Annotated in this window: 27 protein-coding genes and 1 tRNA gene; 14 read left to right on the forward strand and 14 right to left on the reverse strand. The window is 62.9% G+C overall.

Annotated elements, in window-relative coordinates:
- Nucleotides 1-4: 4 nt before the first annotated feature.
- Nucleotides 5-2,428, reverse strand: a complete 2,424-nt coding sequence (locus B3M53_RS10120) for a TonB-dependent receptor (protein WP_286800324.1) — start codon at nucleotides 2,426-2,428, stop codon at nucleotides 5-7.
- Nucleotides 2,429-2,558: 130 nt separating this feature from the next.
- On the opposite strand from B3M53_RS10120, the gene B3M53_RS10125 reads away from it, so the two are divergent.
- Nucleotides 2,559-3,245 (forward strand): TetR/AcrR family transcriptional regulator, encoded by a 687-nt coding sequence (locus B3M53_RS10125; protein WP_156861416.1) that lies wholly within the window; start codon nucleotides 2,559-2,561, stop codon nucleotides 3,243-3,245.
- Between the two features lie 6 nt (nucleotides 3,246-3,251).
- Here B3M53_RS10125 and B3M53_RS10130 read toward each other — a convergent pair whose 3' ends face one another.
- Nucleotides 3,252-3,917, reverse strand: a complete 666-nt coding sequence (locus B3M53_RS10130) for a hypothetical protein (protein ID WP_022700976.1) — start codon at nucleotides 3,915-3,917, stop codon at nucleotides 3,252-3,254.
- Between the two features lie 163 nt (nucleotides 3,918-4,080).
- A complete protein-coding gene (gene acs, locus B3M53_RS10135) occupies nucleotides 4,081-6,033 on the reverse strand; it encodes an acetate--CoA ligase (protein ID WP_286800327.1) in 1,953 nt (650 codons plus the stop codon).
- A 150-nt stretch (nucleotides 6,034-6,183) separates the two neighbouring features.
- Here acs and B3M53_RS10140 point away from each other — a divergent pair, with 150 nt between their 5' ends.
- Nucleotides 6,184-6,921 carry a creatininase family protein gene (locus B3M53_RS10140; RefSeq protein ID WP_028284640.1) on the forward strand — a complete coding sequence of 246 codons (738 nt, stop codon included), beginning with the start codon at nucleotides 6,184-6,186 and terminating at the stop codon, nucleotides 6,919-6,921.
- A 15-nt stretch (nucleotides 6,922-6,936) separates the two neighbouring features.
- On the opposite strand, the gene B3M53_RS10145 is transcribed toward B3M53_RS10140, so the two are convergent.
- The 4 genes from B3M53_RS10145 to tsaD are packed head-to-tail and all read right to left on the reverse strand — an operon-like array spanning nucleotide 6,937 to nucleotide 9,768.
- Nucleotides 6,937-7,287 carry a Rieske (2Fe-2S) protein gene (locus B3M53_RS10145; RefSeq protein ID WP_273144167.1) on the reverse strand — a complete coding sequence of 117 codons (351 nt, stop codon included), beginning with the start codon at nucleotides 7,285-7,287 and terminating at the stop codon, nucleotides 6,937-6,939.
- Nucleotides 7,287-7,577: a YciI family protein gene (locus B3M53_RS10150; RefSeq protein WP_107711868.1), complete on the reverse strand. Its 291-nt coding sequence runs from the start codon at nucleotides 7,575-7,577 to the stop codon at nucleotides 7,287-7,289. The genes B3M53_RS10145 and B3M53_RS10150 overlap by 1 nt, the downstream gene beginning before the upstream one ends.
- A gap of 14 nt (nucleotides 7,578-7,591) precedes the next feature.
- Nucleotides 7,592-8,593, reverse strand: coding sequence for an NAD(P)H-dependent glycerol-3-phosphate dehydrogenase (locus B3M53_RS10155; protein ID WP_286800329.1), 1,002 nt, complete (start codon nucleotides 8,591-8,593; stop codon nucleotides 7,592-7,594).
- A 23-nt stretch (nucleotides 8,594-8,616) separates the two neighbouring features.
- Complete coding sequence (gene tsaD, locus B3M53_RS10160) at nucleotides 8,617-9,768, reverse strand: tRNA (adenosine(37)-N6)-threonylcarbamoyltransferase complex transferase subunit TsaD (protein WP_286800332.1); 1,152 nt, start codon at nucleotides 9,766-9,768, stop codon at nucleotides 8,617-8,619.
- An 87-nt stretch (nucleotides 9,769-9,855) separates the two neighbouring features.
- Here tsaD and hemC point away from each other — a divergent pair, with 87 nt between their 5' ends.
- The 6 genes from hemC to B3M53_RS10190 all read left to right on the forward strand — a co-directional run bounded on the left by hemC (nucleotide 9,856) and on the right by B3M53_RS10190 (nucleotide 15,212).
- On the forward strand, nucleotides 9,856-10,818 hold the full coding sequence (gene hemC, locus B3M53_RS10165) for a hydroxymethylbilane synthase (protein WP_160092965.1): 963 nt from the start codon (nucleotides 9,856-9,858) through the stop codon (nucleotides 10,816-10,818).
- A 12-nt stretch (nucleotides 10,819-10,830) separates the two neighbouring features.
- Entirely contained in the window at nucleotides 10,831-11,547 is a 717-nt protein-coding gene (locus B3M53_RS10170; protein WP_286800333.1) for a uroporphyrinogen-III synthase, read from the forward strand.
- A gap of 73 nt (nucleotides 11,548-11,620) precedes the next feature.
- Nucleotides 11,621-12,886, forward strand: a complete 1,266-nt coding sequence (locus B3M53_RS10175; protein WP_286800335.1) for a hypothetical protein — start codon at nucleotides 11,621-11,623, stop codon at nucleotides 12,884-12,886.
- Nucleotides 12,887-12,889: 3 nt separating this feature from the next.
- Nucleotides 12,890-14,353, forward strand: a complete 1,464-nt coding sequence (locus tag B3M53_RS10180) for a heme biosynthesis protein HemY (RefSeq protein WP_286800336.1) — start codon at nucleotides 12,890-12,892, stop codon at nucleotides 14,351-14,353.
- A gap of 15 nt (nucleotides 14,354-14,368) precedes the next feature.
- Nucleotides 14,369-15,040 (forward strand): uridine kinase, encoded by a 672-nt coding sequence (gene udk, locus B3M53_RS10185; protein ID WP_022700965.1) that lies wholly within the window; start codon nucleotides 14,369-14,371, stop codon nucleotides 15,038-15,040.
- A gap of 96 nt (nucleotides 15,041-15,136) precedes the next feature.
- A tRNA-Thr gene (locus B3M53_RS10190) sits at nucleotides 15,137-15,212 on the forward strand.
- A 177-nt stretch (nucleotides 15,213-15,389) separates the two neighbouring features.
- Here the strand turns inward: B3M53_RS10190 and B3M53_RS10195 are convergent.
- A complete protein-coding gene (locus B3M53_RS10195; RefSeq protein WP_286800337.1) occupies nucleotides 15,390-17,444 on the reverse strand; it encodes a hybrid sensor histidine kinase/response regulator in 2,055 nt (684 codons plus the stop codon).
- Between the two features lie 226 nt (nucleotides 17,445-17,670).
- Between B3M53_RS10195 and B3M53_RS10200 the strand changes: the two genes are divergently transcribed.
- The 6 genes from B3M53_RS10200 (at nucleotide 17,671) to B3M53_RS10225 (ending at nucleotide 23,207) form a co-directional block, all read left to right on the forward strand.
- Nucleotides 17,671-18,432, forward strand: a complete 762-nt coding sequence (locus B3M53_RS10200) for a cysteine hydrolase (protein WP_022700963.1) — start codon at nucleotides 17,671-17,673, stop codon at nucleotides 18,430-18,432.
- A 121-nt stretch (nucleotides 18,433-18,553) separates the two neighbouring features.
- Entirely contained in the window at nucleotides 18,554-18,964 is a 411-nt protein-coding gene (locus B3M53_RS10205; RefSeq protein WP_022700962.1) for a nuclear transport factor 2 family protein, read from the forward strand.
- 31 nt (nucleotides 18,965-18,995) lie between these two features.
- A complete protein-coding gene (locus B3M53_RS10210) occupies nucleotides 18,996-19,658 on the forward strand; it encodes a hypothetical protein (RefSeq protein ID WP_022700961.1) in 663 nt (220 codons plus the stop codon).
- A gap of 26 nt (nucleotides 19,659-19,684) precedes the next feature.
- Nucleotides 19,685-21,034, forward strand: a complete 1,350-nt coding sequence (locus tag B3M53_RS10215) for a dihydrolipoyl dehydrogenase family protein (RefSeq protein ID WP_286800339.1) — start codon at nucleotides 19,685-19,687, stop codon at nucleotides 21,032-21,034.
- A gap of 29 nt (nucleotides 21,035-21,063) precedes the next feature.
- Nucleotides 21,064-22,590, forward strand: coding sequence for a PAS domain-containing sensor histidine kinase (locus B3M53_RS10220; protein ID WP_022700959.1), 1,527 nt, complete (start codon nucleotides 21,064-21,066; stop codon nucleotides 22,588-22,590).
- Nucleotides 22,587-23,207 (forward strand): response regulator transcription factor, encoded by a 621-nt coding sequence (locus tag B3M53_RS10225; protein WP_286800340.1) that lies wholly within the window; start codon nucleotides 22,587-22,589, stop codon nucleotides 23,205-23,207. Before B3M53_RS10220 ends, B3M53_RS10225 begins: the two co-directional genes overlap by 4 nt.
- A 2-nt stretch (nucleotides 23,208-23,209) precedes the next feature.
- On the opposite strand, the gene B3M53_RS10230 is transcribed toward B3M53_RS10225, so the two are convergent.
- The 6 genes from B3M53_RS10230 to B3M53_RS10255 form a co-directional block, all read right to left on the reverse strand.
- Nucleotides 23,210-23,629, reverse strand: a complete 420-nt coding sequence (locus B3M53_RS10230; RefSeq protein ID WP_286800341.1) for a DUF1330 domain-containing protein — start codon at nucleotides 23,627-23,629, stop codon at nucleotides 23,210-23,212.
- Nucleotides 23,630-23,690: 61 nt separating this feature from the next.
- The gene (locus tag B3M53_RS10235) at nucleotides 23,691-24,446 is read right to left on the reverse strand and encodes an SDR family NAD(P)-dependent oxidoreductase (protein WP_286800342.1); all 756 of its coding nucleotides are present in this window, start codon (nucleotides 24,444-24,446) and stop codon (nucleotides 23,691-23,693) included.
- 49 nt (nucleotides 24,447-24,495) lie between these two features.
- Nucleotides 24,496-24,939 carry a response regulator gene (locus B3M53_RS10240; RefSeq protein ID WP_022700955.1) on the reverse strand — a complete coding sequence of 148 codons (444 nt, stop codon included), beginning with the start codon at nucleotides 24,937-24,939 and terminating at the stop codon, nucleotides 24,496-24,498.
- A gap of 50 nt (nucleotides 24,940-24,989) precedes the next feature.
- Entirely contained in the window at nucleotides 24,990-25,922 is a 933-nt protein-coding gene (folD, locus tag B3M53_RS10245) for a bifunctional methylenetetrahydrofolate dehydrogenase/methenyltetrahydrofolate cyclohydrolase FolD (RefSeq protein ID WP_286800343.1), read from the reverse strand.
- The gene (locus B3M53_RS10250; protein WP_286800344.1) at nucleotides 25,919-26,272 is read right to left on the reverse strand and encodes a DUF167 family protein; all 354 of its coding nucleotides are present in this window, start codon (nucleotides 26,270-26,272) and stop codon (nucleotides 25,919-25,921) included. Before B3M53_RS10250 ends, folD begins: the two co-directional genes overlap by 4 nt.
- On the reverse strand, nucleotides 26,244-26,558 hold the full coding sequence (locus tag B3M53_RS10255; protein WP_022700952.1) for a YggT family protein: 315 nt from the start codon (nucleotides 26,556-26,558) through the stop codon (nucleotides 26,244-26,246). Before B3M53_RS10255 ends, B3M53_RS10250 begins: the two co-directional genes overlap by 29 nt.
- Between the last annotated feature and the right edge of the window lie 80 nt (nucleotides 26,559-26,638).

Below are 26,638 nucleotides of genomic sequence, written 5' to 3' on the forward strand. Positions count from 1 at the left end.
AGGTCTAGTAGCGGATCCGCAGATCCACGCCCCACATGCGCGGCGGAGTGATCTGGGCGTGCGTCGTGCCGAAGGTGTCCGCGGTCAGACTGCCCACGCCGTCGAGATATTGCTCATCAAAGACATTGTTGACGTAGGCGCCAAGCTGGAACCGATCAGCGCTGTCACGCCAATAGGCCCGCAGATCGAGCCGGTGTTGGGCTTCGCCATTCTGAATGCCGGCGATCACCGCGCAGCCAAGCTGCTGGCGCGCTTCCTCATTGCAGCGGTTCTCGCTGGTGTAGGCGTAAGCGCCCAGGACTTCGAACTCTGAGCCGTTCGGCAGCGCCCAGGTTTGGCTGGCCCCTGTCGAGAGTGACCATTCCGGCGTGCCGGTCGGCTGTCCGGACAGATCAAGGCCCGATCGGGTGATCCGCTCGTCAAAGGTGACGTCGATATATTGCAGGTTCAGATAGGCCTCAAAGCCCGCAAGCGGCGCCCAGTCGATCTGGAAGTCCACGCCAGTTCCGGTCTCATCGCTGGTCTCCACCACATATTGCGGCACGCCGGATCCGCCCACATTGGCGACCAGCCGTACAGCCTGTTTGTCCTTGTACAGATAATGGAAGATCGAGGCGGCGATACGCATGGAGCGATCCGGCGCCGTCCATTTCAGACCCGCTTCGAAATTGTCTACATCTTCATTTTCAAAGCGCGAGCCGACCTCGACGCTGTTATAGCCGCCCGCCTTGTAGCCCTGAGTGTAGGAGGCAAAGAGCAGCAGATTGTCCATGGCGTTGAAGTTCGCCACCAGACGCGGGCTGATATCATCCCAGCTGTCAGACCGTTCGCACAGAACCCCTTCAGCCACGGTCACGCCGTTGTCACAGGCAAGGCCCGCCACGCCGGACAGATCAAACACGATGTCAAACCCGAAATCGGCCGGGCTGACGCCCGCCAGTCCGAGCACGCCCAAAGCGTCCAGCTCGGCCAGCGCCTGATCCAGATCCGGCGCCATTCGCGGCCCGTTGAGCCAGGAGAAGGTCTTTTCATCGCGCGTATAGCGCGCACCGCCAATCAGCGAGAACCGGTCTGTCAGACGCCATTCCACATCGGCGAAGGCGGCGAAGGCCGAGAAATCACCGCGATTGTACATGGACTCGGTCCATTCATGGCCCAGCAGACGCTGCTGCAGACCAAACGGGATCAACAAACCGTTTTCCAGATCACTGAACGGCGTGCCGGCCCCCAGATTGAACAAGGCGGTTTCAATCGAATTGGTGAAGGCGCCGGTTTCACTGACCTGGGTGGCGTTCTCATCATAATAGCTGACGCCTGCGACCCAGTCGAAACGGTCATTCGCGCCGGACAGGCGGAACTCCTGATACCAGCTCTGGTTCTGCTCGATATTGTTGGTGTCGAAATAAAGCTCGATCCGGTTGGTGCCGTCCTCGTCCTGACGGTTTGAAGTTTCAAAATACCGGAAAGCGGAGATCGATTGCAGGGTGAAGGCCCCGAAATCATGGGTCACATGCAAGGAGGCTTCATCCAGATCGCGCTGTTCGATATTGCCCCGCACATCATTGGTGATGGGGGTGTCGAACGGGTTGAGAAGCGCGGTGACATCCACCGGCACCGGCGGACGTCCGGGCGCCGCTGGCAAGGGCGTGATGCCGATGGCGGCGCGGCCGTCTTCATCGAGCTTTTCACGGGTATAGCGGAACACCACATCGGTCATCTCGCCCGGCGTCCAGCCGACCGCCGCGCGCACCGCCCAATTGTCCTGACGGTCATAGTCTTCGCCGGTCACGGCATCGGTCAGAAGACCGTCGCGCTTGTTGACCACCATGTTCATGCGCAGGGCGAAATCCTCGGCGAAGGGGATGTTCACCAGCCCTTCAAAGCGCCGCAGATTGTTCTCGCCGATCCGCAAGGCCAGCTCGGCCTCCACGTCCTCCGAAGGCGCATTTGAGGTGATCGAGATGGCGCCGGCCGCCGAGTTGCGGCCAAACAAGGTCCCCTGCGGTCCCTTGATCACCTCGACCCGGCTGACATCATTGAACGCCAACAGGGACGCGCCGGAGCGCGCCGCATAAATGCCGTCCACATAGACGCCGACTGCCGGATCCGTGCCGACGCCGAAATCAGATGTGGAGACGCCGCGAATGGCGAAGCGCGGCTGGGTCGGACTGCCGCCGCCCACATTCAGCCCGGGAACGAACTGATCCAGATCGCTGAGATTGGTTGCGGCGATAGCGTCGATATTTTCCGCCGTCACCACCTCGATGGCCAGCGGAACGTCCTGAATGTCCTGGGTGCGTCGCTGGGCCGTGACGGTGATCGTGTCCACGCCTGTATTGGACACACCCTCCTGAGCCAGAGCCGGCGCCAGAGGCGTCGACAAAGCGAGCACACCGGCGGATACGCTGAAAAAGAGCGCATGTTTCATGTGTATTCCTCCCCCTTGAAACCAACGGGGCTTCGCCCTCTGTCCGGTTTCGGAAACAGAATACTATTCTCATTTTGCAAAACGGATCAAGCCACACTAGTTACTGGCGTTGGACAGCAAGGATCATCTCGTGCCCGGAACACCCGCCAATGACGCAGCGCCGCGACAAACCCGGTTGCGCGACAAACCCCAGCAGCGCCGTGCGCGCCAACGGCTTGACGCCATACTGACCGCCGCGGAAGCGCTGGTGGAAGAGATGGAGGCGGAGGCGATCACCACAAATCTGATCGCCGATCGCGCCGGCGTACCCGTCAGCTCGGTGTATCGCTATTTCAAGAATGTCTCGGCGGTCTTCGCCTATCTGTTTGAAGACCTGAACGAGGAAATCATCGCCGTCATCGAGGACGCCCTCGCCAAGTCACAACCGGGATGGGATGACTGGCGCGAGGTGACCGGGTCGATCATCACACGGCTGCATGGCTTCCTGGTGGACAATCCCAGTTATTGGAAACTCTTGCTGGTGATGCAATCCAGCCAGCAATTGCGCGACGCCAAGGCCGCCATGATCGACCAGGTCGCCGGCATGCTGAGTGATCGCTGGGCGCAGGGAATGGACGGATTTTCCGGCGGAGATCCCAAACTCGTCGGCCGGTTCACCGTCGAGATCTTCATGTCCATCGAGACGCGGTGCGCCCAGATGCGCGATCCATCAGGCGTCGATGAAATGTTCGTCGAGCTGGTGAAGGCGCTCGAGGCGTATCTGTCGCTCTACCTCAACAAGGTTCCGCCGGGGCCTGACGGGCGCCCGGCGGACTAGCCTCGCCTAGCCGGACGCCAGCACGAGCAGCACATAAAACACAAACGGCAGGGCCAGGAGCGCAGGGATCACCAGCACGGTGAAACCGAACACCGCCACCAGAACCCCCAACAAAAGCGCCAGGTTCAGCATAAGAAGCGGCACGCCGCGATGGGGATCGCGCCCCGCTTCGCGCAATAAACCACCCAGAACCGGAACATGAAGCAACAGACGGGCAAAGCCCGACACAGCTGCATCAAGCCACTCGGCAGGCCGGACATGCAGCACCGCTGAGCGCGTGGGACGGCGCGCCGCAACCATCACGCCCGCCATCACAAGACCGCCCAGACCCACGGCCAGCGCCGTGATCCAGCCTTCACCCGCCTGCCGGAGAAAGGCGACCGCCAGCACAGACAGCACCACCGTAAGCGGCGCCATGGCCCGCTGCACCCAGCGCGCCGGGCCCCAGACCGGCAGGACCTCCCCTGCGCGTCCGCCCATGGAGTTGGCCACAAAGCCCAAACCGGCAATGTAGTGAAACAGCACCAACGGCACGGACACCGCCACCAGAGACACGGTCAGCGGCGCATCGGTGATGCCGGGTTTGTCGCCGGGAAAGGCCATGAAAAGACCGGCCCAGAGCACGAAGGGCAGCAGCATGAAGCCGCCAGCCCAATAGGGGAGATATCGCATGAGGTCGTCCGTTCTTATGGTTTTGATGCGCTGTATCTAGACGCAGGACGACCGCGGCGGGATGCGACCCCGGCGCGCTTACAAAAAGTGGGGTTATGGGGCAATGAACCCGCCCCATAACCCCACAAACCATAACCTCCAGATGAGGCGTCGCGACCGCGTTCTAGGACTGACCGGTCGAAATCTTGTGACCTTCGATCAGATCGTCGACCACGCCCGGATCAGCCAGGGTCGAGGTGTCTCCCAGCTTGTCGTACTCGCCCTCGGCGATCTTGCGCAGAATCCGGCGCATGATCTTGCCCGACCGGGTCTTGGGCAGGCCGGGCGAGAACTGGATCACATCGGGCGTGGCCACCGGCCCGATCTCCTGACGCACATGGGCCTTGAGCGTTTTCTCGGTCTCACTCGTCGGCTCCAGCCCCGCCACCAGCGTGACATAGCAATAAATGCCCTGGCCTTTGACGTCGTGGGGATAGCCGACCACCGCCGCTTCGGCGACCAGGTCATGGGCCACCAGCGCGCTTTCGATCTCGGCGGTGCCCAGGCGATGACCCGACACGTTCAGAACATCATCCACCCGGCCGGTGATCCACCAGTATCCATCCGCGTCCCGGCGCGCGCCGTCGCCGGTGAAATACATGTTCTCATAGGTGGAGAAATAGGTCTCGACGAAGCGCTGATGGTCGCCATAGACCGTACGCATCTGGCCCGGCCAGCTGCCCAGCAGCACCAGATTGCCTTCCTGTGCGCCCTCGTCAGGCAGAAGATTGCCTTCCGTGTCCACCAAAGCCGGCTGCACGCCGAACATGGGGAAACTTGCAGAGCCCGGCTTGAGCGCATGCGCGCCCGGCAGCGGCGTGATCAGATGCCCGCCGGTCTCGGTCTGCCACCAGGTGTCGACGATCGGGCAGCGCTTGTCGCCCACCACCTCATAGTACCAGCGCCAGGCCTCTGGGTTGATCGGCTCGCCGACCGAACCGAGCAGCCGCAAGGTTGAGCGGTCATGCTTCTTCACCGGCTCGTCGCCTTCGCGCATCAGGGCGCGAATGGCTGTGGGCGCGGTGTAGATGGTGGTGACCTTGTGCTTGGCCACGATCCGCCAGCACCGATCAGGCCCCGGCCAGGTGGGCACGCCCTCATACATCAAGGATGTCGCGCCATTGGCGAGCGGGCCGTACACGATATAGGTGTGCCCAGTCACCCACCCCACATCGGCGGTGCACCAGAACACGTCGTCCTCGCGATGATCAAACGTGTATTCATGGGTCATCGAGGCCCAGACGAGATAGCCGCCCGTGGTGTGCAGCACGCCCTTGGGTTTGCCGGTGGAGCCCGAGGTGTAGAGGATGAAAAGCGGGTCTTCCGCCTTCATGGGTTCAGGCTCGCACTTGGCGTCCACTTCCAGCGCCAGATCATGGTGCCAGAAATCGCGGCCTTCGACCCACGGCACCTGGGCGCCGGTATGGCGTATGCACAAAACCGCCTTCACGCCCGGCGCCTGCTCGAGCGCCTTGTCCACATTGGCTTTCAGCGGCACGCCCTTGTTTCCGCGCACGCCTTGATCGGCGGTGACGACGAACTCTGACTGGCAGTCATTGATCCGGCCCGCCAGCGCATCGGGGCTGAACCCGCCAAACACCACCGAGTGCACCGCGCCAATGCGCGTACAGGCCAGCATGGCGTAGGCGGCCTCGGGGATCATCGGCATGTACAGCGTGACCCGGTCGCCTTTCTTGACGCCGATCTTTTTCAGCTCGTTGGCGAATCGGCACACATGGTTGTGCAGCTGGGCGTAGGTGATCGAATGATGAAAGGCCGGATTATCACCTTCCCAGATCAGCGCGACCTTGTTGGCGCGTTTGGGCAGATGCCGGTCAATACAATTATAGCTGACATTCAGGACCCCGTCCTCAAACCAGCGGATATGCAGGCTGTCCTTGGCGAAGGAGACGTCCGAGATTTTCGTGGGCTCCGTGTACCAGTCCAGTCGCTTGGCTTCGTCCGCCCAGAACGCGTCAGGGTCGTTGATCGAGCGCGCGTACATGTCGGCATAACGCTCAGCATTGATCTTGGCGTCCGCAAAGCTTTGCGGCACTCCAATGACGGTCTCGGACATGGTCTGCTCCTCCCTCGGGCTTATTATTTTGCCTAGATGTGCGCCACGCGCCGCGTCCTCGCAAGACAGACGAACGTGTTACGCGCGCTTGTGAACGGACGGCGTCTGGTATCCAGTCCTGTGATCGTCGTCTTGTCCGGAGCCTGCTTCATGTTGTTGCACACCGCCGCCTGGCCTGAAATCGAAGCCTATCTGAAAACCAGCACCGGCATCATCATTCCTATCGGCTCCACAGAACAGCATGGTCCGAACGGGCTGATCGGCACGGATGCGATTTGCCCGGAGGTGATTGCGCGCGAAGCCGGCGACGAGGCTGGCGTCCTGGTGGGCCCCACCTTCAATGTGGGCGTCGCCCAGCATCATCTGGGCTTTCCAGGCTCGATGACCTTGCGGCCGACCACCATGATCGCCGCGCTCAACGACTGGATCGACTCTCTCGCCCGGCACGGCTTTGAGAAGATTTATTTCCTCAACGGGCATGGCGGCAATATCGCCACCATCGGCGCGGCGTTCGCGGAAAGCTATTCCAACTGGTCGTTTGACGGTGAAGCCTGCCCGTATGAGCTGATGCAACGCAATTGGTGGGATCTGCCCGGAGTCATGGATGTGTGCCGCTCGCTGTTTCCAGTGGGCGAGGGCAGTCACGCCACCGCGTCTGAAGTGTCGGTGACGTATTACGCCTATCCCGAACACGTCAAAGACGTGGTGATGAGCCCGAAGATCGCCCCTAACGGGCGCTTCACCGATGCGGATAATTACCGCAAGACCTTCCCCGACGGCCGGATCGGCTCAGACCCCGCCCAGGCGACGCCTGAGAAGGGCGCGACCATCGTTCAGGCGGCGCGCAAGGCGGTGATCCAGGATGTGACGGCGTTCTTCAGCCGCTAACCGCAGCTGGCGCGTTCACGCCGCCACCACCTGACCATCCACCACTGTCACCGCAACCGGCTTCAGGACGGACTTACCCGCAGGCCCGCCAACGCAGGCGCCTGTGGTCACGTCAAAGCTCGCGCCATGAAACGGGCAGACGAGATACCGGCCTTCGCTGACCAAAGTCTTGCCCGAAGGCAACGAGAACGGACGGCCCGCATGCGGGCAGACATTGAGATACGCCGTGACCGTTTCACCCGTGCGCAGGATGACGATCGGCGTCGGTTCGAAATCCGCCGGCAGACCGCCCGGATCGGGAATCTCGCTCAGCGTTTTGAGCACCGTGCCCGGTTCCGGGAGAACTGTTTCGGTCTCGTCAGACATTAAAGACCCTCCGGCGCCTTCACGGTCCATTTGAACGGAATCCAGAACACGTCTGAAAACAGATCCGCCTTGGCGTAGGGGTCCGTGGCCAGAATATCGCGCAGCGCCGCTTCATCCTCAGCCTCGACGATCAGAAGCGAGCCGACCGGGTCCCCCTCCGCGCTCAACAAGGGCCCCGCCATCTTGACGGGCGCGTCCTCCGCAGACGCCCAAAGCAAATGCTCGGAGCGGTGTTTCAAGCGCATATCCAGCGCGCCCAGACGGTCGGTGCAAGTGACGGCAAACAGCATAAGTCTTTCCCTGATCAGTCAGTTTCAGGCCCGAACGGGCGATTGAGCAGCGCCTGTATCGCGTCATCGACGCTGATGCGGCCCGCCAGCACCGCGTCCACCGCGGCGCAAATGGGCATGTCGACACCTTGGGTCTTCGCCAGCGCCACCACGGCGGGCGCCGTCGTGACGCCTTCGGTGACCGCCTTGCGCGCGCCCAGAACGCTTTCGAGCGTCTGGCCCTGCCCGAGCGCCAGTCCACAAGACATGTTGCGCGATTGCGGCGAAGAACAGGTGAGCACCAGATCGCCCAGACCGCACAAGCCGGTCAGGGTTTCGCGTTTCGCGCCCAGCGCCAGCCCCAGGCGGGTCATCTCGGCGAAGCCGCGGGCGATCAGCGCCGCATGGGCGGATTTGCCCAAGGCCCGGCCTTCCACGATGCCGGCGGCGATGGCGAGCACGTTCTTGACCGAACCCCCGACTTCCGCGCCCACAAGGTCGCCCGACCAATAGGGGCGGAAGGTTTGCGACCCCACAGCCTCCATCAGCGCTTCACCCGTGTCGCGATCCTCGCACGCCAAAGTCACCGCCGTCGGCAGGCCTTTCGCCACATCAATCGCAAAGCTGGGACCAGACAACACGGCGGGAATTGCGTGCGGGACGGTCTCTCGCAAGACATCCGTCATCAAAGCCAGGCTCTCGCGCTCAAATCCCTTGGCGCACAGCAAAACCGGCGCGCCTTGAGCAATGTGCGGGGCGAACCGCTTCAGGATGCCGCGCGCGTGCTGGGCCGGCGCCACCATCAAAAAGGCGTCGCAATCAGACAGGTCCGCCGGATCGGAACTGGCGGTGATGGCGGGATTGAGCGGCGCGCCGGGCAGGAAGACCGTGTTTTCATGAACGGTGTTGATCGCCTCGACCACCTCCGGCTCATACGCCCAGATTTTCACAGAGCGGCCCGCCTGAGCCGCGGACTGGGCGAGCGCGGTGCCCCAGGCGCCCGCGCCGATCACGCCGATGGTTTGATAACTCGCCATGTCCGTCCCCTTCATTCGCGCGCTTACGCTTTTGGCCCTTTTCGGCCCGACCCGCTGGCGGGATCGTGTGCGGCGGCGTCCTGATCCAGCGGCCAGCGTGGCCGCGCAGGCGCGTCGAGCCCGTCTGTCAGACCTAACGCCAGTCGCTCCGCACCCGCCAGCGCGATCATCGCCGCGTTATCGGTGCAGTATTTCAGCGGCGGCGCAATCAGCTCGAACCCATGGCGCTGCGCCTCGGCCTCAAGCGCCTCACGCACAGCGGTGTTGGACGCCACTCCGCCCGCCGCAACCAGCGGCAATGGGTTATCCAGAGACTCAAAGCGGGACTTAAAAATGCCCATCGCCCGACCCGCCCGCTGCGCCAGATGACGCGCGATCGCGGCCTGCATGGATGCGGCGAGGTCGGCGCGATCGTGATCATCAGGCGCCGCAAGGCTGTCCCAATGACGCCGCGCCGCAGTCTTCAGGCCCGCGAACGAAAAATTGCACGTTGCGTCGCGCGCCAGCATCAGCGGCAGGGGAAAACGGTCCGGCGCTTCGGCGTCTTGCGCAAAACGCTCAACCGCCGGGCCGCCTGGAAAACCCAGCCCCATGACCTTGGCGGTCTTGTCGAACGCTTCGCCCGCCGCATCGTCAAGCGTGGAGCCGAGCCGCGTCATCCGGCCCACGCCTTCCACGATCACCAGTTGGGTATGCCCGCCCGAGACCAGAAGCAGCAGATAGGGAAAGGCCAGAGCGTGCGTCAGGCGCGGCGAGAGGGCGTGACCTTCCAGATGGTTCACCGCCAGCAAGGGCAGGTCAGCGCCCAGCGCGATGCCCTTGGCGGTCATTAGCGCCGCCATCACCCCGCCGATCAGGCCCGGTCCGGCGGTCGCCGCGACGCCATCGAGATCAAACGGGCTCAGCCCCGCCTCTTTCAGCACGCCTGCAGCCAGACCGTCCATACGCTCGGCATGAGCGCGAGCGGCGATCTCGGGCACCACGCCGCCAAATGGGGCGTGAGCGCTGTTTTGTCCCACCACCGCTTCGGCCAGAACTTCGATGCGGCCATCGCCATGACGGCGCAGCACGGCGGCTGCGGTGTCATCGCAGCTCGATTCCAGACCGAGCACGGTTAAAGCGCCCTGCGGCGCCGCGCCCGGTTGCGGGTGGACTTGATCATGGGATAACGCCATGACCTTGCAGTACCCTCGCTGGCGTTTCGGCGCAATCATCAGCCTCTGCTGGCGAGACCTTGAAGCGCGTGAAGGAGTGCGTCTGTCGTGAACCTGTTCAATATGCCGATTGCGACCCGCACCTCGCCCCTGGCTCTGGCGCAAACCCGCGATGTTCAGGCCCGGCTCGCCCGCGCCCATGGCGAAAAAGAGCCCGAAGAGAGCTTCCCGATTCTGGGGCTGACCACCACGGGCGACAAGATTACCGACCGCGCATTGCTGCTGGCGGGCGGCAAAGGCCTGTTCACCAAGGAGCTTGAGCGCGCCTTGCTGGATCGCAAGGCCCGCTTCGCCGTGCATTCCATGAAAGACGTGCCGACCACCCTGCCCGAAGGCCTCGAGATCGCTTGCGTGCTGGAGCGTGAAGACCCCCGCGACGTGCTTTTGACGCGCGACGGGATCAGCCGGATCGAAGACCTGCCTGAAGGCGCGACGCTGGGCACCGCCTCGATCCGGCGGCAATCCCAAGCCCTGGCCCTGCGCCCGGACCTGAACATCGTGCTGCTTCGCGGCAATGTGGACACCCGGCTTGAAAAGCTGCGCTCGGGCGAGATGGACGCCACTTTCCTGGCGCGCGCCGGTTTGCGGCGCCTGGGCCGCGAACAGGGCGAGCTGCCGCCGCTGGAGCTGTCAGCCGTCATCCCGGCCCCGGCGCAAGGCGCGGTCGGAATCGAGATCTGTTCAGACGACGACGAGGCGCGGCGCGCGCTGGAGCCGCTCAATCATCTGACCACCCAGATCTGCATCGCGGCTGAACGCGGTTTCCTGCAGGCGCTGGACGGGTCATGCCGCACCCCCATCGCCGCCCATGCCACGCTCGACGACCTGGAAATCCATTTGCGTGGCGAAGCGCTAACCCCGGACGGCTCCAAACGCTGGGCGAATGAAACCCGCACGCAATTGCCCGAGCTTGATCCCGGCGCCGCACGCCTTTTGGGCTATGAGCTGGGTCTTGAGGTGAAACGCGCGGGCGGGGATGCGCTGGCGCGGATCGTCGCCGAGACGGGCTGATTTGTGAGCGCCGTGTCCAAACCCTGCGTGCTGGTCACACGGGCCGAGCCCGGCGCGGCGCGCACCTGCGCGGCGCTGAGCGAACGCGGCTTTCAGACGATCAACGCCGCCACCGCCCATCTGACGGCGCACCCTGTCACGCTGAACCTTGAAAGCGTCGGCCTGATTGCGGTCACCAGCCCGTTTGGCGCAACCTGTCTGGCGAACGCCACATCTGATCGCAGCACGCCCGTCATCGCTGTCGGCGACATAACGGCGGCGCGTCTGTCAGACGCTGGCTTTAAGCACGTCACAAGCGCCCGCGGCGACGCCCGCGACCTGCTGGCGATGATCCGCAAGCATCCGCCGCAAGGCGGGGTGCTTCATGTGCGCGGGTTCGATCAGACCGGCGATCTGAGCACTGAGCTTAACGCGCACGGCCTGAGCGCCCGCTCTGAAATCCTCTACGCCGCCGAGCCTGTAGCCGCGCTGCCTGACACGGTCTGGAACGCTCTTGAAACCGGGGCGTGCGTGCTGATCCACTCCGCAAAAGGCGCGGAACGGTTCTGGGCGCTGGCGCAGACAGCGGGTCAAACTGAAACGCTGCGCGCTGCGCCTGTCATCGCGATCTCAGAGGCCGCGGCTGAACCTTTACGCCGTCACGGCGTTTTAAGGCTGAGCATCGCCGCGCGCCCCGATGAAAGCGCGCTGTTTGACGCGCTGGAAAAGCAGTGCGGCGAAACGCGCTGATGGTGGCGTCGCGACACGACGCAGCCTAGACTTGTCGACACGAAACAACTGGCCCCGCGCCCCCGAGGACATCATGAGCGCCGACACTCCCCGCCCAGACGCTGCAGAACCGGTCGACGCCGAGTTCGAGCCCGCGCCGGATAGCGGCGGCTCACGCGGAAAATCCAAGACCAAAAAGCCAAAAGCCGCCAAGTCGGGCGGCGGCAAAACGCCTGTCCTCGCGTTTATCGGCCTGACCGTGCTGGCTGCGGGCATAGGGGGCGGCGCAGGCTGGGTTCTGGGCCGGTATCTGCCAGCGTCCGGTGAAGGCGCCACTGACCCTGCCCTGATAAGCCGGATCGAAACGCTGGAAGCTCAGACCGCTTCAGCGGACCAACTCGCTGCGTTTCAGAACCGACTGGAAACCGTCGAGGAAGAGACCGCCGGCGCACCTTTGCGCACCGAGGCTTTCGAGCAGCTGATCCGGGATGTCGCGGCCCTGCGCACCGATCTTGAAGCGCTCGAGCCCGGCGCCGAGGGCGGCGCGGGTCTCAGCGATCAGATCAATACGCGTCTGCAGGCCCTTGAACGCCAGCTCAACACCACCGCTGACGACGCGCAGACGGCGCTCGCCGCCGCCCAGACCGCGCAATCGGCCCTGCAACAAGCGCTCGCTCAACCTGATGACCGGGCGGCGCCCCAGACAACCGGTGTTTCCTCGGACGCCTTGTCCGCGCTCCGTCTTGATCTTGCAGCCCTTCAAAGCGCTGTGCGCGACCTGCAAGCCGGAGCGGGCGATACGCAGGCTTTGGCGGCGCGGATGGATGCGCTGGAAAGCCTGATTGAAGGGCTTGAAACGCAAACCGGCCAGACGCAGACCGCCTCGGTCTCTCTGGCGCGACAGGCGCTGGCCTTTTCAGACCTTGCCGAAGCGGCGGCCCAGGCCCAGCCCTTCGCCATGGAATACGCCATGCTGAGCCAGATCTGGCCCAATCGCGCCCATCTGATCGCGCTGACCGAGCCTGCGCGCACGGGCGCGCCCACTCTGGACGATCTCACCGACAGCTTCCCGGCCCAGGCGGTGCGCGAAGCCCTGGGTCAGACCCAGCGCTTTTGGGGCGTGATCGAAGTGCGCCGCGCCGGTGATGATCACGGCGCCGCAGACCGGATTGTCGGCCTGCTGCAGCAAGGCGCGCTGAGCCAGGCGATCCGGGAGACCGAAGCGCTGGACGCCGAGGCGGCGCAAGTCCCGCTGGAGAGCTGGCTGACCGAGGCGCGCAAACGCGAAGCCTTGAACGCTGTGCTGGATGACATGCGCGCCGCCCTGAACCGACAGGCCGAGCAAGACGGAGCGCGATAAGCCATGATCCGCCTGATCCTAACCGTCATCCTGTGCGTGCTGACCGCCATGCTGGCGGTCTTCCTGACGCACAATCCGGGCGTGGTGACCATCGACTTCCTGGGCATGAACGCCCAGGCGCCCTTCGCGCTCGCTCTGGGCGCGCTGCTGGTCGCCACCTTCTTGCTGGTCGTCGCCTGGTGGGTCATCGCCAAACTTTGGGCTGCGCCCGACGCCTGGAAACGCTTCTCCCTGCGCCGACGCCGCGATCAGGGCTTTGACGCGCTGGAGCGCGCTCTGATCGCCTCCGCCGCCGGTCAGGGCGATCTGGCCGTCCGGCAAGCCTCTCGCGCCGAAGCGCTGCTGGACCGTCCCGCCCTGTCACGCCTGTTGGCGGCCCGCGCCGCAGAAGCCGCTGGCGATCTGGAAAGCGCGCAAATTCATTACGAAGCCATGCTCAGCGACGCCAAAACCCGGCTGGTCGCCCAGCGCGGGCTGGTGGGCATCGCCCAGAATCGGTCTGATTCTCAAGCCCTGCTCACACACGCTGCGGACGCGTTCGATCAGGCCGGGCAGGCCCGCTGGGCGTTTGACGCCTTGTTTGAAGCCCAGGTGAACGCCGCCCAATGGGCGAAGGCGGAAACTACGCTGAGCGAAGGCGAACGCCGCGGCCATGTTGATCGCACTGAAGCCGCCCGGATGCGCGCGGTGCTTTTGACCGCCGAAGCGCGCCGGATCGAAGCCACGGACCCTGAGCTGGCCGCAAAACTCGCGGATCGCGCCGCGACGGCTTCGCCGGGCTTTGCGCCCGCCGCCGAGCTGGCAGGCCGATTGCTCGCCGAACAACGACGCCACCGCCGGGCCGCAGATCTTCTGGAAACCGCCTGGGAGCATGCGCCGCACCCTGCGCTGGCGCGGGCCTTCTCCAATCTCAGACGCTCTGACACCAAGGCCAAACGCGCTGAACGCCTGCGTGAGCTGGCGGCACGCAATCCTGATCATCGCGAGAGCCGGTTGTTGCTGCTGGAGACCGCGCTCGATCAGGGCAATCGCGAAGCCGCGCACGCCGCTCTGACACCCGTGCTAGAAACTGGGCCGGTTTCAGCGCGCGCCTGCGCCCTCGCCGCCCGTCTCGCCAAACTCGAAGGTCAGGATGCAGAGGCCCAGCGCTGGATGGCGCGCGCCTCGCACGCCCCCGCTGAAGCGGACTGGTCTGACATAAACGAAGCTGGAGAAGCGTTTCTCTATACCGACGCTGACTGGAAACGGATGGTGGATAGCTGGGGCCGGCACGCATTGCTGATCCATCCGCGTCATGAACGCTATGAGATCGCCGCTGCGGCCGCGCCTGAAGCCATGCTGATCGAAGCACGCCCCACTGCAAACGATGCAAGCAAGCGCAGTGCGGGCGAGGACAAATCCGGTCCGAGCTTCTATGTACCCGGTCCCGCGCCGGACGATCCCGGCGCATCCGATGGCGACATCTAGGGTTTCTCAACGCTCATGACCGCATCTGCTTCAGCTCGCCCGCGCCTGATCATCGGCGTGACCGGAGGCTCAGCCTCAGGCAAGACCGAAATCGCGCGCTCCGCCGCCCGTGCTGCAAACCCGCTGAGCGCTCTGGTCCTGTCAGAAGATGATTATTACGCCGATCACGGCTCGAAGCCCGATTTTGACCCCTCAGACTTCAATTTCGACCATCCTCAGGCGCGTGACCATGCTTTGCTGGCCAAGCATCTGGCCGCGCTGAAAACCGGCAAGAGCATCAAGGGTCCGATCTACGACTTCACCATTCACCGCCGCCGCAGCGACACACGCACCATCGCGCCAGCGGATGTGATCATCGTGGAAGGCATCCATCTGTTCTGCGATGAAGCCGTACGCGATTGCCTGGATTTGAAGGTCTATGTGTCAGCGCCCGACGATATCCGCCTGGCTCGCCGCCTCCTGCGTGATGTGAACGAGCGGGGACGCACCTCGCATTCTGTCGTCCACCAGTATTTGCGCACCGTTCGGCCCATGCATCATGAATGGACGTCGCCCAACAAGGAATACGCCGACATCCTGATCCGCAATGACGCGGCGGCCGCCCGACCGGCCGATCATCTCAGCAGTTTTTTCGACACCCTGGCTGCGCCCATCGTCGACAAGGTCAAAGACTTCGGCAAAGCCTGAGCCAGACTCATTCCAGCTGGCAAAACCGGCTTGCCCCCATCGCCGTTCAAGGCTAGTTTCCGCGCCCTCCGAGGCAGGCTTTCGCCTGGTTCCGGCGCCGCATTAGCTCAGTTGGTAGAGCACATCATTCGTAATGATGGGGTCAGGTGTTCGAGTCACCTATGCGGCACCACTTCTTACTTATTCTCCCTCGCCTCCGCTCGGTCGATCCTCGCTAAAGCTGCGGGCGGCCGTTGGCCTTGCGAACCTGAAGGTTCTGGCGCGACGCCTGTTCTCCCTCGCCTCCGCTCGGTCGATCCTCGCTGAAGCTGCGGGCGGCCGTTGGCCTTGCGAACCTGAAGGTTCGCGGTCAGGCGGGGTGTGACTGTTTCAGGCAACGCTCACAGGCGGCGATCAGCTCATCCTCGACAATGGGTTTGGGGATGTAATCATCCATGCCCATGGCGAGAAACCGCTCACGCTCGCCCTGTCCCGCATGGGCCGTCAACGCGATGACGGGCACCTGCGCCCCCGCCTCGTTCATGGCGCGCAAACGGCTGAGCGTTTCTTCTCCCGACATGACCGGCATGCTGGCGTCGAGCAGCACCAGGTCATAAGGCTCGTCTGAGAACAAACGCAGCGCAGCAGCCCCGGAAGCGGCTTCGGTGACTTCAGCGCCTGTCGGCTCCACCATATAACGGGCAACCATACGATTGATGTCATTATCATCCACCAAAAGGATGCGCGCCCCTGCAAGCGTGGCCGCACCAGGATGGGATGTATCGACATGCGACGCGATGATCGGTTCATCTGCGTGCATGCCAGCCATCAAGGTCAGCGTGAAGCACGCCCCGTCGCCAGGCTGGCTCTCAATCGTCACATCGCCGCCCATCCGCCGCGCCAGCTCGCGGGTGATCACCAGACCCAAGCCTGATCCCACGCTCTTTGACGAACCCGCATCCCCGTCGCCCTGCTCGAACCGGTTAAACAGCTTGTTCACCTCAGCCGGTTCAAGACCGGGACCTGTATCCTTAACCGAGACGGTGATGCGGCACTGGCCCTGAGACACAGGCTGGGCATAGGCATGCAAGCTGACGCCGCCTGTTTGCGTGAATTTGATCGCGTTGGATAAAAGATTGAATACACACTGGCGAAAGCGCGTCTGATCCAGCTCCACGCTGGCGGGCAAAGCGAGGATCTCTTCGTCCAGGGTGAGGCCCTTCTCCTCAGCGCTCGGCCGGAACAGCATGCTGACCTCTTTCAGCAAGCGTGTCGGGTCCATGGCCTCGGGTTCAAGCTGAAACCGGCCCGCCTCCAGACGCGACAGATCCAGGAGATCATTGAGAACTCGCAAGAGCTGGTCGCCCGTCACTTGAAGCAGCTCGACTTTGTCATGCAGACCGGGCTCAAGCTCCGCTTCCGACAGAACCCGCACCAGCCCCAGCATGCCGTTCAATGGCGTGCGCAATTCATGGCTGACATTGGCGACGAACTCGGTTTTCGCCTCGCTGGCCCGCTCAGCAGCGCTTTGCGCATCTCGCGCGCTCCGCGTCAAAGTGCGGGCGTTGAGCACCAGTTCGGCAACGACGATGTAATTGGCGAGCGCATAGATCAGCGCCTGTTCTTCAGGCGTCCACTCATGGCGCTCGCCCTTCTTGCAAATGCTCAAAACGCCGCTGACGCTGTGTTCTTGCAAGATAGGCGCGGCGAGCACAGCGCCTTCTGAGACATTGTGGAGCGCCTGGCCCAATGATCGGGCGTCCTCGTGAGCGGCGCTGATCTCGACCGCATCGATATAGGCGCCCTGACTGGCGAACCGAAAGGCCTCAGGCGCCTTATGCTCGGTCAGTCGGGGCGCATTGAAAATTTCACCTTCCGTCGAGCTCCAGACGCAATGCGGGCGCAAGGCGCTGCGATCCTCTGAGAACAGCCACAAACCCGCTTCGTCCACATCCAGAGCCGCCGCGAGCCTCTGAACCACCTGGCGCGTCATATGGTCGTAATTCCACCCCTTGTTGAGATGGTCCTGCGCGAGTTCGCGTTTGAGCTGGTTCATTTCGCGCGAGCGATCCAGGGTTCGCTGCAGGCTCTTCTCGGCTTCCATGCGCGCAGAGATCTCGGTGTCGATCCGGCGCAAGAGCGGCAGCCACCGGAAAAAACCGACGCTGATGAGAAACAACCCCAGAGCGTCGCCGATATAAGACACGCCCTCGATCCAGTCGTGCACCGGTTCAAGCTGGCCTGGCGAATACGGTACGAAACCGTTTGAGGAATCAATGAGGGCCGAAACACCGATCACCAGCAATCCGCCAACGATCAGCTGACTGCCCCGCCTCAACCGCGCCATATGACGCAAATTCAAGAACAGGATCGCACTCGCCGACAGGCTGGTTATGGCGATCAGGATTTCAAATAGACCGCTCACGCGTCCCCTCCGTAATAGGGGTATTCGAGCAAATCGAGGTAAAGATCGGGTTGTCGACCTCTCCTGAAAGCACAGCAAGACGCGCCATCCTGCATCAGGTCTAGGGAATTCCCCTTACGCACAAAAACGAATTATGCGAGCGGCGTCAGCTGCGTATCTCTTGTCCCAGAGCAATCATCCTCCTCCCCCCGGAGACTTCCTTGCTCACAGACAAAGGATACGGACCATGCGTGCTTATAAAACCTTCTCCCGCACCGTGCTGACTGGCGCCGCCGCCGGCGTCGCGCTTTTCACTGGCCAGGCGCTCGCGCAACTGCCCGATCCGGGCATGCAGATCGAGCGCGGCGTCACCGCCCTGGTCGTCACCGACCCGCAAAACGACTTTCTCAGCCCGGACGGCGTCACCTGGGGCGTCGTGGGTCAGAACGTCACCGAGAACGGCACGGTGGAGAATATCGGCCGCCTGTTCGAGACCGCCCACGAGGTCGGCATGCCGGTCTTCGTCTCGCCGCACTATTACTACGAACATGACCATGAATGGCGCTTTGAGGGCGCTCTGGAAGCGCTGATGCATTCGATCGGCATGTTCGATCGCGCCGGTCCGCTTGACCTTGAAGGCTTTGAAGGCTCGGGCGCTGACTGGCTGGAAGAGTATCGCCCGCATATCGAGCATGACCACACCGTGGTGACCTCGCCGCACAAGGTCTATGGCCCGGAAACCAACGATCTGGTCCTGCAATTGCGCAAGCAGAACGTGGACCGCGTCATCCTGGCGGGCATGTCCGCCAACCTGTGCACCGAATCCCATATGCGCGAGCTGATCGAGCAAGGCTTTGAAGTGCTGGTCGTCACCGACGCCACCGCCGCCGCCCAGGTGCCAGGCTATGACGGCTACGCCGCAGCCGTGACCAATTTCCGCATGATCGCCAACCATGTGGGCGACACCGATGAAACGGTCAGCGCCATCACTGCGGCCTACAGCCGCTAACCCGATCCCCGTCCTGAATGTCTGCCCCTCCACGAGGGACGGGTCCTAAGAGGGTCCGGCGGTCGTCCCCATCTCCGCCGGACCCTCGTTTTGGCTCTAATACACAAGAACAGATAAGAAAATGGCCACCCAACTTCTCCCCCCGTTCACCGAAGAGACCGCTCGCGCCAAAGTGCAATTTGCTGAAGACGCCTGGAACAGCCGCGACCCTGAACGCGTCGCGCTGGCCTATTCTGAAGACTCCGAATGGCGCAATCGCGATCAATTCTTCAAGGGACGCGCCGCCATCAAGGCTTTCCTGCGCGAAAAATGGTCCGCTGAGGATCATTACAAACTCAAAAAAGAACTGTGGGCCTTCACCGGCAACCGCATCTCTGTCGCGTTCTTTTACGAGTGGAAACAGGTCGAGACCGGCCAATGGTTCCGCTCGCACGGCAATGAACAATGGGAATTCGACACGGACGGCCTGATGCGCCGCCGCGAATCCAGCGTCAACGATATTGCCATCAAGGAGGAAGAGCGGCGGCTCTAGCCCCCGCCTCCCCCGTTTCCGGGAGTAGATCATGACCCGCCCCGCCCGCCCGTCAGACACTGAGTTCGAGCGCACCTATCGGCGCTGGATGCTGATGCACGGTCTGACCCTGCCTGTCTCAGGCGCGCTGTACGCCCTTGTGCTGGTCGCGCTGTACGCCCTGGGCGTCGAGATACGCGCCGCTGTCCTGAGCGCTGCGGGCGTTGGAGCTCTGGGACTGGCTCTGGCGGAAGGCGCGGTCTGGCTTGAGACCCATAACGGGCTCGACCGGTTGTTTCGCCGGGTGAACATGCGCGCCTCCATCGCGGCGGAGCGCCTGGCCCGGGATGAAGATCAATATGTCATCGAAGGCGTTCAGGACGTGGTGTTTGAATGGCGTCATGTGGAAGTGATCCAGCGTGACCGGGATTGGGCAGGCCTGTCTCTGGCCGCCCTCAACCTGTTCAGCCTGGCCGCCGGACTGGCGCTAAGCGCCGGCCTGATCCGGGTCTGGGGCTGGGTGAATATCGCGCCCTTCTGCCTTCTGACCCTGGCGTCCGCGGGCGCGGGCTTCGCCCTGGCGCGCAGCGTGATGCGATATCACTGCTTCACCGACCGGAACTTCGACCCCACCGATATTTTGCAAACCCGGCTTCTGGATCTGCTGTCCGAAGTCAAAGCCCTGCGCCGCGCCGGCGTGCGCAGCTCGGCCTGACCCCACACACATTGCGAGACTGACCCATGACCCATCACTCAGACCTTCTGGTTCTCGGCACTGGAAACGCCGGCATGGCCGCCGCTGGAATCGCTCATCGCGAAGGCAAATCCGTCACCTTGATTGAATCGCGCGATGTGGGCGGCACTTGCGCCATTCGCGGCTGCGTCCCCAAGAAAGTGCTGGTCGCCGCCGCCGCAAGTCTGGATGTCATCGCCCGCGCTGGCGAGCACGCGATCACGACAGGCAAGGTCCAGCTCGACTGGCCAGCCCTGATCCGACGCGAGCGGACCTTTGTGGACGGCGTGCCCGACATGTTCAAATCCTCGATCCTCAATCGCGGCATGACGCTGGTCACGGGCCAGGCGGTGTTCATCGGCCCGAACGCCGTCGAGGTGGACAGCGAAACCTATACGGCTGACAAGATCGTCATCGCCACCGGATCCGAACCCGCAACCCTGCCGATCAAAGGCTGGTCGCATACACGGACCAGTGACGATCTTCTGACCCTTGAGACCCTGCCGGACGAAGTCGTCTTCATCGGCGGCGGCGTGATCGCGCTTGAATTCGCCCATGTCCTGATCCGCGCCGGCGCACGGGTGACAATCCTGGAAGCCGCGCCGCGCGTACTGCCGCGCCTCGATCCGGACATGGTGGACACGCTGGTGGACTATACGCGCAGCTTGGGCGTGAAAATCCATACCGGCGTCAGCGTCCAGTCCATCTCCCGAGAAGAGGACTCCTTTACGGTCGATGTCGTCATCGGCGATGAGATCGTGTCTTTGAACGCGAATCTGGTGGTCAATGGCGCCGGGCGTCGTCCCGCGGTCGAGGCGCTCGACCTGGAAGCTGGCGGCATTACTTCAGACCGCGGCCAGATTAAAGTGGACGCCAATTTGCGCAGCCTCTCCAACCCTTCCGTCTATGTGGCGGGCGATGCGCTGGCCACATCGCCGCAGCTCAGCCCGGTCGCCAGCTATGAAGGACGCATCGCAGGCGAGAACGCCATTCTGGGCGCAGGCTCCACACCGAATTACACCACCATCCCGTCAGCTGTTTACACGGTCCCCGCCATCGCCAGCGTCGGTCTGGATGAAACCGCCGCCAAGGCGGCGGGCTTTGATCCGGTCATAAAAGTCAACGATTTGCGCGACTGGCGTTCCGCCAAGACCTACGCCGAAGCCGTCGCCTTCGCCAAAGTGCTGATTGATCCGGAGACCGATCTGGTCCTGGGCGCGCATCTGGCCGGACATGGCGCGGAAGAGGTGATCCATTTGTTCACGCTCGCCATGAAGACCGGGATGACCGCCTCGGAGCTGGCGACGATGACCTATGCGTACCCAACCTTCTCGTCAGACCTGAAGTTTCTGGTCTAGAACTGTCGGCTGAGGGGAAAGGATCGCGCATGTCAGACACAGACCCGAGCAAAGGCGAGAATCCGGCTGACCTGTTCCGGCGCCAGCGCGATCTGATCCTGATGGCGTCAGGTGACGGCATTTACGGCATTGACGACCGAGGGATCTCAACCTTTGTGAACCCCGCGGCGGCGCGCATGTCAGGCTATTCGGTGGAAGAGATGCTGGGGCGGAACCTGCATGAGCTGGTTCACCATTCTCATGCCGACGGGCGGCACTTCCCCAGCGTGGAATGTCCCATTCATGAAGCCACGCGCGACGGCAAGATACACCGGATCTATGACGATGTGTTCTGGCGCAAGGACGGCACGTCCTTCCCGGTGGAGTATGTCAGCACGCCCATCTGGGATGACGGTCGGATCGCCGGGGCTGTGGTGTCCTTCCGCGACATCACCGAGCGCAAACGCGCCGAGCAGGAATTGCGCGACAGCGAACAGCGCTACCGCGCCATGTTCGACGGTTCGAACGCTGCTGGTTTCCTGATTGACGCCGAAACGTGTTTCGTTCTCGACGAGAACAAGCGCACCTGCGAGCTGTTCGGCTATAGCGAGGCGCAATTACGCCTGTTGCGCGCGGAAGACCTCTTTGTCGGCGCCCCCGGTGAAATCCCGGCGTTCTGGCGAAAGGTGCAACGCGAGGGCGCGGCGGAAACAGAAACGCCATTCGCCGTCACCGCCGAGGGCGAGCGCATTCCGGTGCGCCTGTCCGCCAGCCGCATCCGCTACGCCAATCGCACCGGTCTCTTGGTGCTGGCCACTGATCTAAGCGTGCGTCGTGAAATTGAAGCGCGAGCGCGGGCCCTGCAAAGCGAGCTCCACCATGTCTCCCGCGTCAGCGCCATGGGGGAGATGGCCTCGGCGATGGCGCATGAGCTGAACCAGCCTCTGTCTGCGGTGATGAACTATCTCGCCGCAGCCCGCCGCCTCTCCAGGACAGAGTTTGATGGCGAGTCCCGCACCATTCAAATGGTCGAGAAGGCGATCTCGCAGGCGTCCCGAGCCGGTGAAATCATCCGCTCCTTGCGCACCTTCCTCGACAAGGGGGAATCAGAAACCGAGTTCGCCAGCCCCTATGACGTGATCCATGACACGCTGCCGCTGATCGAGCCGGCGGTCGCCGCGGCCGGTTTGTCCTTATCTTGCGAGCTGGATCCGGATGCGCCGCACACCTTGTTGCAGCGGGTCAACATCCAACAGGTATTGCTTAATCTCATCCGCAACGCCGCGGAAGCCATGGGCGAACAAGCGCAGGGCGTCATCAATGTGGCGTGCTGGAGCAGCAATGATCAGATCTGGGTCGAAGTCGCCGACCAGGGCCCCGGCCTGTCGCAAGCCCAGCAGGCGAAACTGTTTCAGCCCTTCAACACCAGTAAATCCGATGGCATGGGCGTGGGTCTGTCGATCTGCCATTCCATCATTTCAGACCATGACGGCGAGATCTGCGCAGAGAACCGCCCCGATGGCGGTGCGGTCTTTCGCTTCTGCCTGCCCGTCATTACGCCAGGAGACAGAGCATGACCGACATAGCCCCCCTCGTGTACGTCGTTGATGATGACGCCGCCGCCCGCGAATCCTTGGAGGCGCTGTTGCTCTCAGCCGGTCATGAGGTGAAGACCTTTGACAGCGGCGAAGCCTTTCTGGCCGAATATGCGCCAGACTGGGCGGGCTGCGCGGTGCTGGATGTGCGAATGCCGGGGCTGTCCGGGCTGCAAGTTCAGGAGGAGCTGAGCACCCGCAACGCGACCCTGCCTGTCATCATCGTCACCGGTCATGGCGATTTGCCCATGGCGGTGCGCGCCATGCAGGCTGGGGCGCTCGATTTCATCGAGAAACCCTATGAGGAAGACCGCCTGTTTGAAAGCGTCGAGCTGGCGTTGCAGGCCGGTCAGCAACAGGCTGAGGCCAGCCAGGCGCTGACGTCTCTGAGGGAACGGTTTGAAAACCTGACCCCGCGTGAACGCGAAGTGCTGGTTGAAGTGGCCGCAGGTCACCCCAACAAGGTCGTCGCGCACAAGCTGGGCATCAGCGCCCGCACAGTGGAAATCCATCGCGCCCGGGTGGTCGAAAAAATGCAGGCGCGCAGCCTGTCCCACCTGGTTCGGATGGCGATGCAGCTCAACTTGCTGTCAGAATAAATTCAGCTGAATTCCGAGTTCAGCTCCAGCGGCGCATGGCGCACAAGACGACTGTCCAGAACGGCGGCCTGCCGGTGCGGCACGGCCTCGCTCTGGTAAACCGGGTCCGTGACCATCTCCAGAAAGGCGGCGGCGCTGGGATAGGCTGCGACGAAAGACAAATGCCAGCTTTCCTCAGCCGGGCCGATCAAGGTGAGTTGCGGCGCGCCACGCCAGACAATCGTCCCACCCACGCGACGGAAAATCGGCCCGGACGTCTTGCCATACGTTTTGTATGCTTCGAATCCGCTCACGTCCCGACCATCCGGGTAAGCGGCTTTTTCACGCAAGCGCAACAGGTTGAGCATCTGGATCGGCTGGTCGCGCGGCAAATCCTTGAACAGCGCGAACGCGTCTCGTGCAGGATCGATGTGGCCGGTCATGATGTCCTCCTTGAAGTCAGCTTCAGGTAGGAAAGCCCCTCCGGCTAAAAAGCTCAAGCACTTAAGGGTCTATAATCTGGCCGGCCCAGTCAAAAACGCAGCCTGACTGGTCCGCCGACACCTGGTCCACAACCTCCAGCAAGCGCGCCGCGCTATAGTCGGGCGTAAACAGCTTGCCGTCGGGCACATTGCCCTGAAACGGGCTGGAGAGGGCTGTGTCCACGGTTCCAGGATGCAGCCCCATACAGACAGCATGAGGGCGTTTGCGCGCCAACTCGATGGCGCAGGTTTTGAGGATCTGATTCAACGCCGCCTTGGAGGCCCGATAACTATGCCAACCGCCCAGCCGGTTGTCTGAAATCGAGCCGACGCGCGCAGACAGGGCCGCGAACACAGCCTTTTGCGGCGCGTCTTTCTGACCTCTCGCCAGCTTGTCCAGAGCCGAGCGCGCCACCAGAGCCGGGCCGATCGTGTTAACCTTGAAAACCTCAGTCATGTACGCGGCGTCAATCTGTCGCCAGGACTTTTCCGGTCCACGCCCTTCGCCATCCGCCAAAACCCCGCTGGCGACGATCACCAGATGGAGCGGACCCGCTTCAGCGGCGGCCTCGACCGCAGCCTCAACCGATTGGGGATCTTCAAAATCCAGTGACAAGGCCTGGGCGCCGGCGACGGCTTTGCCAGAGCGGCTGGCAGCGAAAACCTGCGCACATCGAGGGTGATCCACAAGCCGGGTGGTCAAGGCCTCGCCGACGCCGCCGGAGGCGCCCACGATCAAGGCCCGAAACCCGTCTGGAAACGTCGCTAAATCAGTCATGAACCCGCAAGATAGGCTGCGCGCCTTCTGCGTCCAGCTCAAGTTCAGGTCAGATTTCGTAGGTTCCTGATGAATCATCAAGAACAACGCCTTCGCCTTGGCCCTGCGCCGTGCTTTTGACCCAGAACAGCAATTCCTGGCTTTTCTCGTCCAGGTTCTTGTTCAGGAAATCATTCTTATCGAGAAACTTCACCTGATCGCCGGTTCGGTGGGAGTCCACACCCGCTGACCCGCTCAGCACCAGAATCGGCGTGCCCCGAGCCTGCTGCTCGAGCAAACTGACCGTCTCATTGGGCTGAGTGGAGTCAGGCAGGCGCAAATCAGCGATGATCAGGTCATAAGAATTGCGAGACAGCTTGAAACGCGCATCCCGCAATGTTCGGACGACCTGAAGCTCCATGTCATAGCCGCCCGCATCGCATAGCGCGTGCTGGAGCAACATCGCATCAGCGAAGTCATCTTCGACATGAAGAACCGACAAGGGCTGCGGCATCACTCTCTCCTGCTAGGCGCTAAACTACTGGATGCATGCTTAAGCAGGTTTTAACCCGGCAAAACATCCTTGACGCTGTCTGGCACGGATACGTTAGCCCGTCTGGCTGCAGCGGCGACTGTGTTCGCAAGCAGCATGGCGATGGTCATCGGCCCCACTCCGCCAGGAACAGGCGTAATGAAACCTGCGGTTTCAATAGCCTGGTCAAAATCCACATCCCCGACAAGGCGGGATTTCCCAGCCTCTCCTTCGACGCGATTGATGCCCACGTCAATGACGCAAGCGCCAGGCTTTATCCAGTCGCTTTTAACGAGATTGGGACGCCCGACCGCCGCGATGACAATGTCGGCCTGACGGCAGACTGCGGGTAGGTCCTGCGTGCGTGAATGGGCCAGAGTGACTGTGCAGTTTTCCGCCAAAAACAACAGCGCAGCCGGTTTTCCCACCAGGATCGATCGGCCGATCACCACCACGGATTTGCCCGTCAGATCACCGAGCGCCTGTTTGGCGAGGAACACGCTGCCGGACGGCGTGCAGGGCCGCATGCCAGGCGCCCCCAGAACCAGGGCTCCGGCGCTTTGCGCCGTCAGTCCATCTACATCCTTGTCCGGACGGATGGTCTGGACGACTTCGGTCTCATCCAGACCTTCGGGCAACGGCAGCTGGACCAAAATGCCGTCCACGCCATCATCCGCGTTCAGCGTCTGCACCAGGGCCACCACATCGCTCTGCCTGGCGTCAGCGGGCAGACGATGCTCCACCGAACGCATGCCGGCGGCTTCGGTGCGGCGGCCCTTATTGCGCACATAGACCTGGCTGGCGGGGTCATCGCCCACAAGCACGACGGCCAGGCAGGGCGGCCGGCCCAGGGCGGCTTCGAGCTGACGCGCGCCCTCGGCGGCGGCGGCATCAACGGCGGCGGCGGCGGCCTTGCCGTCAATCAGCTTGGCGGTCGCGCGGGAGGACGTGATGATCTCGGTCATGGGGCGGGGTCATGGAGCAAGGCTGTGACGGCGTCAAGCAGGGCCTGGGCGTCATCGGAGACGACCCACAGGGTTTTCTCGCGCTGGGTCGCGCCACTGATCACGCTGACCGTGGACTTGGGCGCCCCCAGCGCTCTGGCGACCAACGCGCAGAGTTCTGTATTGGCGGCGCCCTTGTCAGGCGCGGCGCGCACTTTCGCGGTCAGACGCACCCGCCCGTCAGCGCCCGTGCGCACACCGCCTATGCCGGCGCGCGAGGCTTTGGGCTGGACCCTGACGAACAACCGCAGACCGCCATCGGCGGCCTGCGCGGGCAGGACGTTAGCCGAGACGGGGGAAGATTTGTCCAAGGATCAGCCAGTTGCGCACGAACATGATCAACAAGAGCAATACCAGCGGCGACAGGTCCAGACCGCCCAGAGGCGGCAGGAAATTGCGCAGCGGGCGCAGCAGAGGCTCGGTGATCGTGCTGGTCAGGCGCCAGATCGTGCTGACGAGCTGGTTGTGCGCGTTGACGACATTAAACGAGATGAGCCAACTCAGGATGACCCCCACAAAAATGACATAGACCAGCAATTGCAGCGGGATCAGCAGGAACAGGTAAACCAGGACCTGCGCCAGAGACATGTGTTCCATGGGTATCAGCGCTCTCGTTCAGAATTCACTTCACTGCGTGCTGGTCTAGCCCTCACCGACGGGCGCTGACAAGCAGCTTC

Origin of the sequence: Oceanicaulis sp. UBA2681 (genome assembly GCF_002354675.1) — a bacterium.
GTDB classification, from domain to species: domain Bacteria; phylum Pseudomonadota; class Alphaproteobacteria; order Caulobacterales; family Maricaulaceae; genus Oceanicaulis; species Oceanicaulis alexandrii.

Coding starts and splice junctions, on each gene's coding strand:
- B3M53_RS10210 (WP_022700961.1), top strand. CDS start 18,996: ATGACCCGCCCCGCCCGCCCGTCAGACACTGAGTTCGAGCGCACCTAT.
- B3M53_RS10215 (WP_286800339.1), top strand. CDS start 19,685: ATGACCCATCACTCAGACCTTCTGGTTCTCGGCACTGGAAACGCCGGC.
- B3M53_RS10200 (WP_022700963.1), top strand. CDS start 17,671: ATGCGTGCTTATAAAACCTTCTCCCGCACCGTGCTGACTGGCGCCGCC.
- B3M53_RS10175 (WP_286800335.1), top strand. CDS start 11,621: ATGAGCGCCGACACTCCCCGCCCAGACGCTGCAGAACCGGTCGACGCC.
- acs (WP_286800327.1), bottom strand. CDS start 6,033: ATGTCCGAGACCGTCATTGGAGTGCCGCAAAGCTTTGCGGACGCCAAG.
- B3M53_RS10180 (WP_286800336.1), top strand. CDS start 12,890: ATGATCCGCCTGATCCTAACCGTCATCCTGTGCGTGCTGACCGCCATG.
- B3M53_RS10145 (WP_273144167.1), bottom strand. CDS start 7,287: ATGTCTGACGAGACCGAAACAGTTCTCCCGGAACCGGGCACGGTGCTC.
- B3M53_RS10205 (WP_022700962.1), top strand. CDS start 18,554: ATGGCCACCCAACTTCTCCCCCCGTTCACCGAAGAGACCGCTCGCGCC.
- B3M53_RS10155 (WP_286800329.1), bottom strand. CDS start 8,593: ATGGCGAGTTATCAAACCATCGGCGTGATCGGCGCGGGCGCCTGGGGC.
- B3M53_RS10220 (WP_022700959.1), top strand. CDS start 21,064: ATGTCAGACACAGACCCGAGCAAAGGCGAGAATCCGGCTGACCTGTTC.
- B3M53_RS10240 (WP_022700955.1), bottom strand. CDS start 24,939: ATGCCGCAGCCCTTGTCGGTTCTTCATGTCGAAGATGACTTCGCTGAT.
- B3M53_RS10255 (WP_022700952.1), bottom strand. CDS start 26,558: ATGGAACACATGTCTCTGGCGCAGGTCCTGGTTTACCTGTTCCTGCTG.
- folD (WP_286800343.1), bottom strand. CDS start 25,922: ATGACCGAGATCATCACGTCCTCCCGCGCGACCGCCAAGCTGATTGAC.
- B3M53_RS10130 (WP_022700976.1), bottom strand. CDS start 3,917: ATGCGATATCTCCCCTATTGGGCTGGCGGCTTCATGCTGCTGCCCTTC.
- B3M53_RS10140 (WP_028284640.1), top strand. CDS start 6,184: ATGTTGTTGCACACCGCCGCCTGGCCTGAAATCGAAGCCTATCTGAAA.
- B3M53_RS10120 (WP_286800324.1), bottom strand. CDS start 2,428: ATGAAACATGCGCTCTTTTTCAGCGTATCCGCCGGTGTGCTCGCTTTG.
- udk (WP_022700965.1), top strand. CDS start 14,369: ATGACCGCATCTGCTTCAGCTCGCCCGCGCCTGATCATCGGCGTGACC.
- B3M53_RS10150 (WP_107711868.1), bottom strand. CDS start 7,577: ATGCTGTTTGCCGTCACTTGCACCGACCGTCTGGGCGCGCTGGATATG.
- tsaD (WP_286800332.1), bottom strand. CDS start 9,768: ATGGCGTTATCCCATGATCAAGTCCACCCGCAACCGGGCGCGGCGCCG.
- B3M53_RS10235 (WP_286800342.1), bottom strand. CDS start 24,446: ATGACTGATTTAGCGACGTTTCCAGACGGGTTTCGGGCCTTGATCGTG.
- B3M53_RS10225 (WP_286800340.1), top strand. CDS start 22,587: ATGACCGACATAGCCCCCCTCGTGTACGTCGTTGATGATGACGCCGCC.
- B3M53_RS10230 (WP_286800341.1), bottom strand. CDS start 23,629: ATGACCGGCCACATCGATCCTGCACGAGACGCGTTCGCGCTGTTCAAG.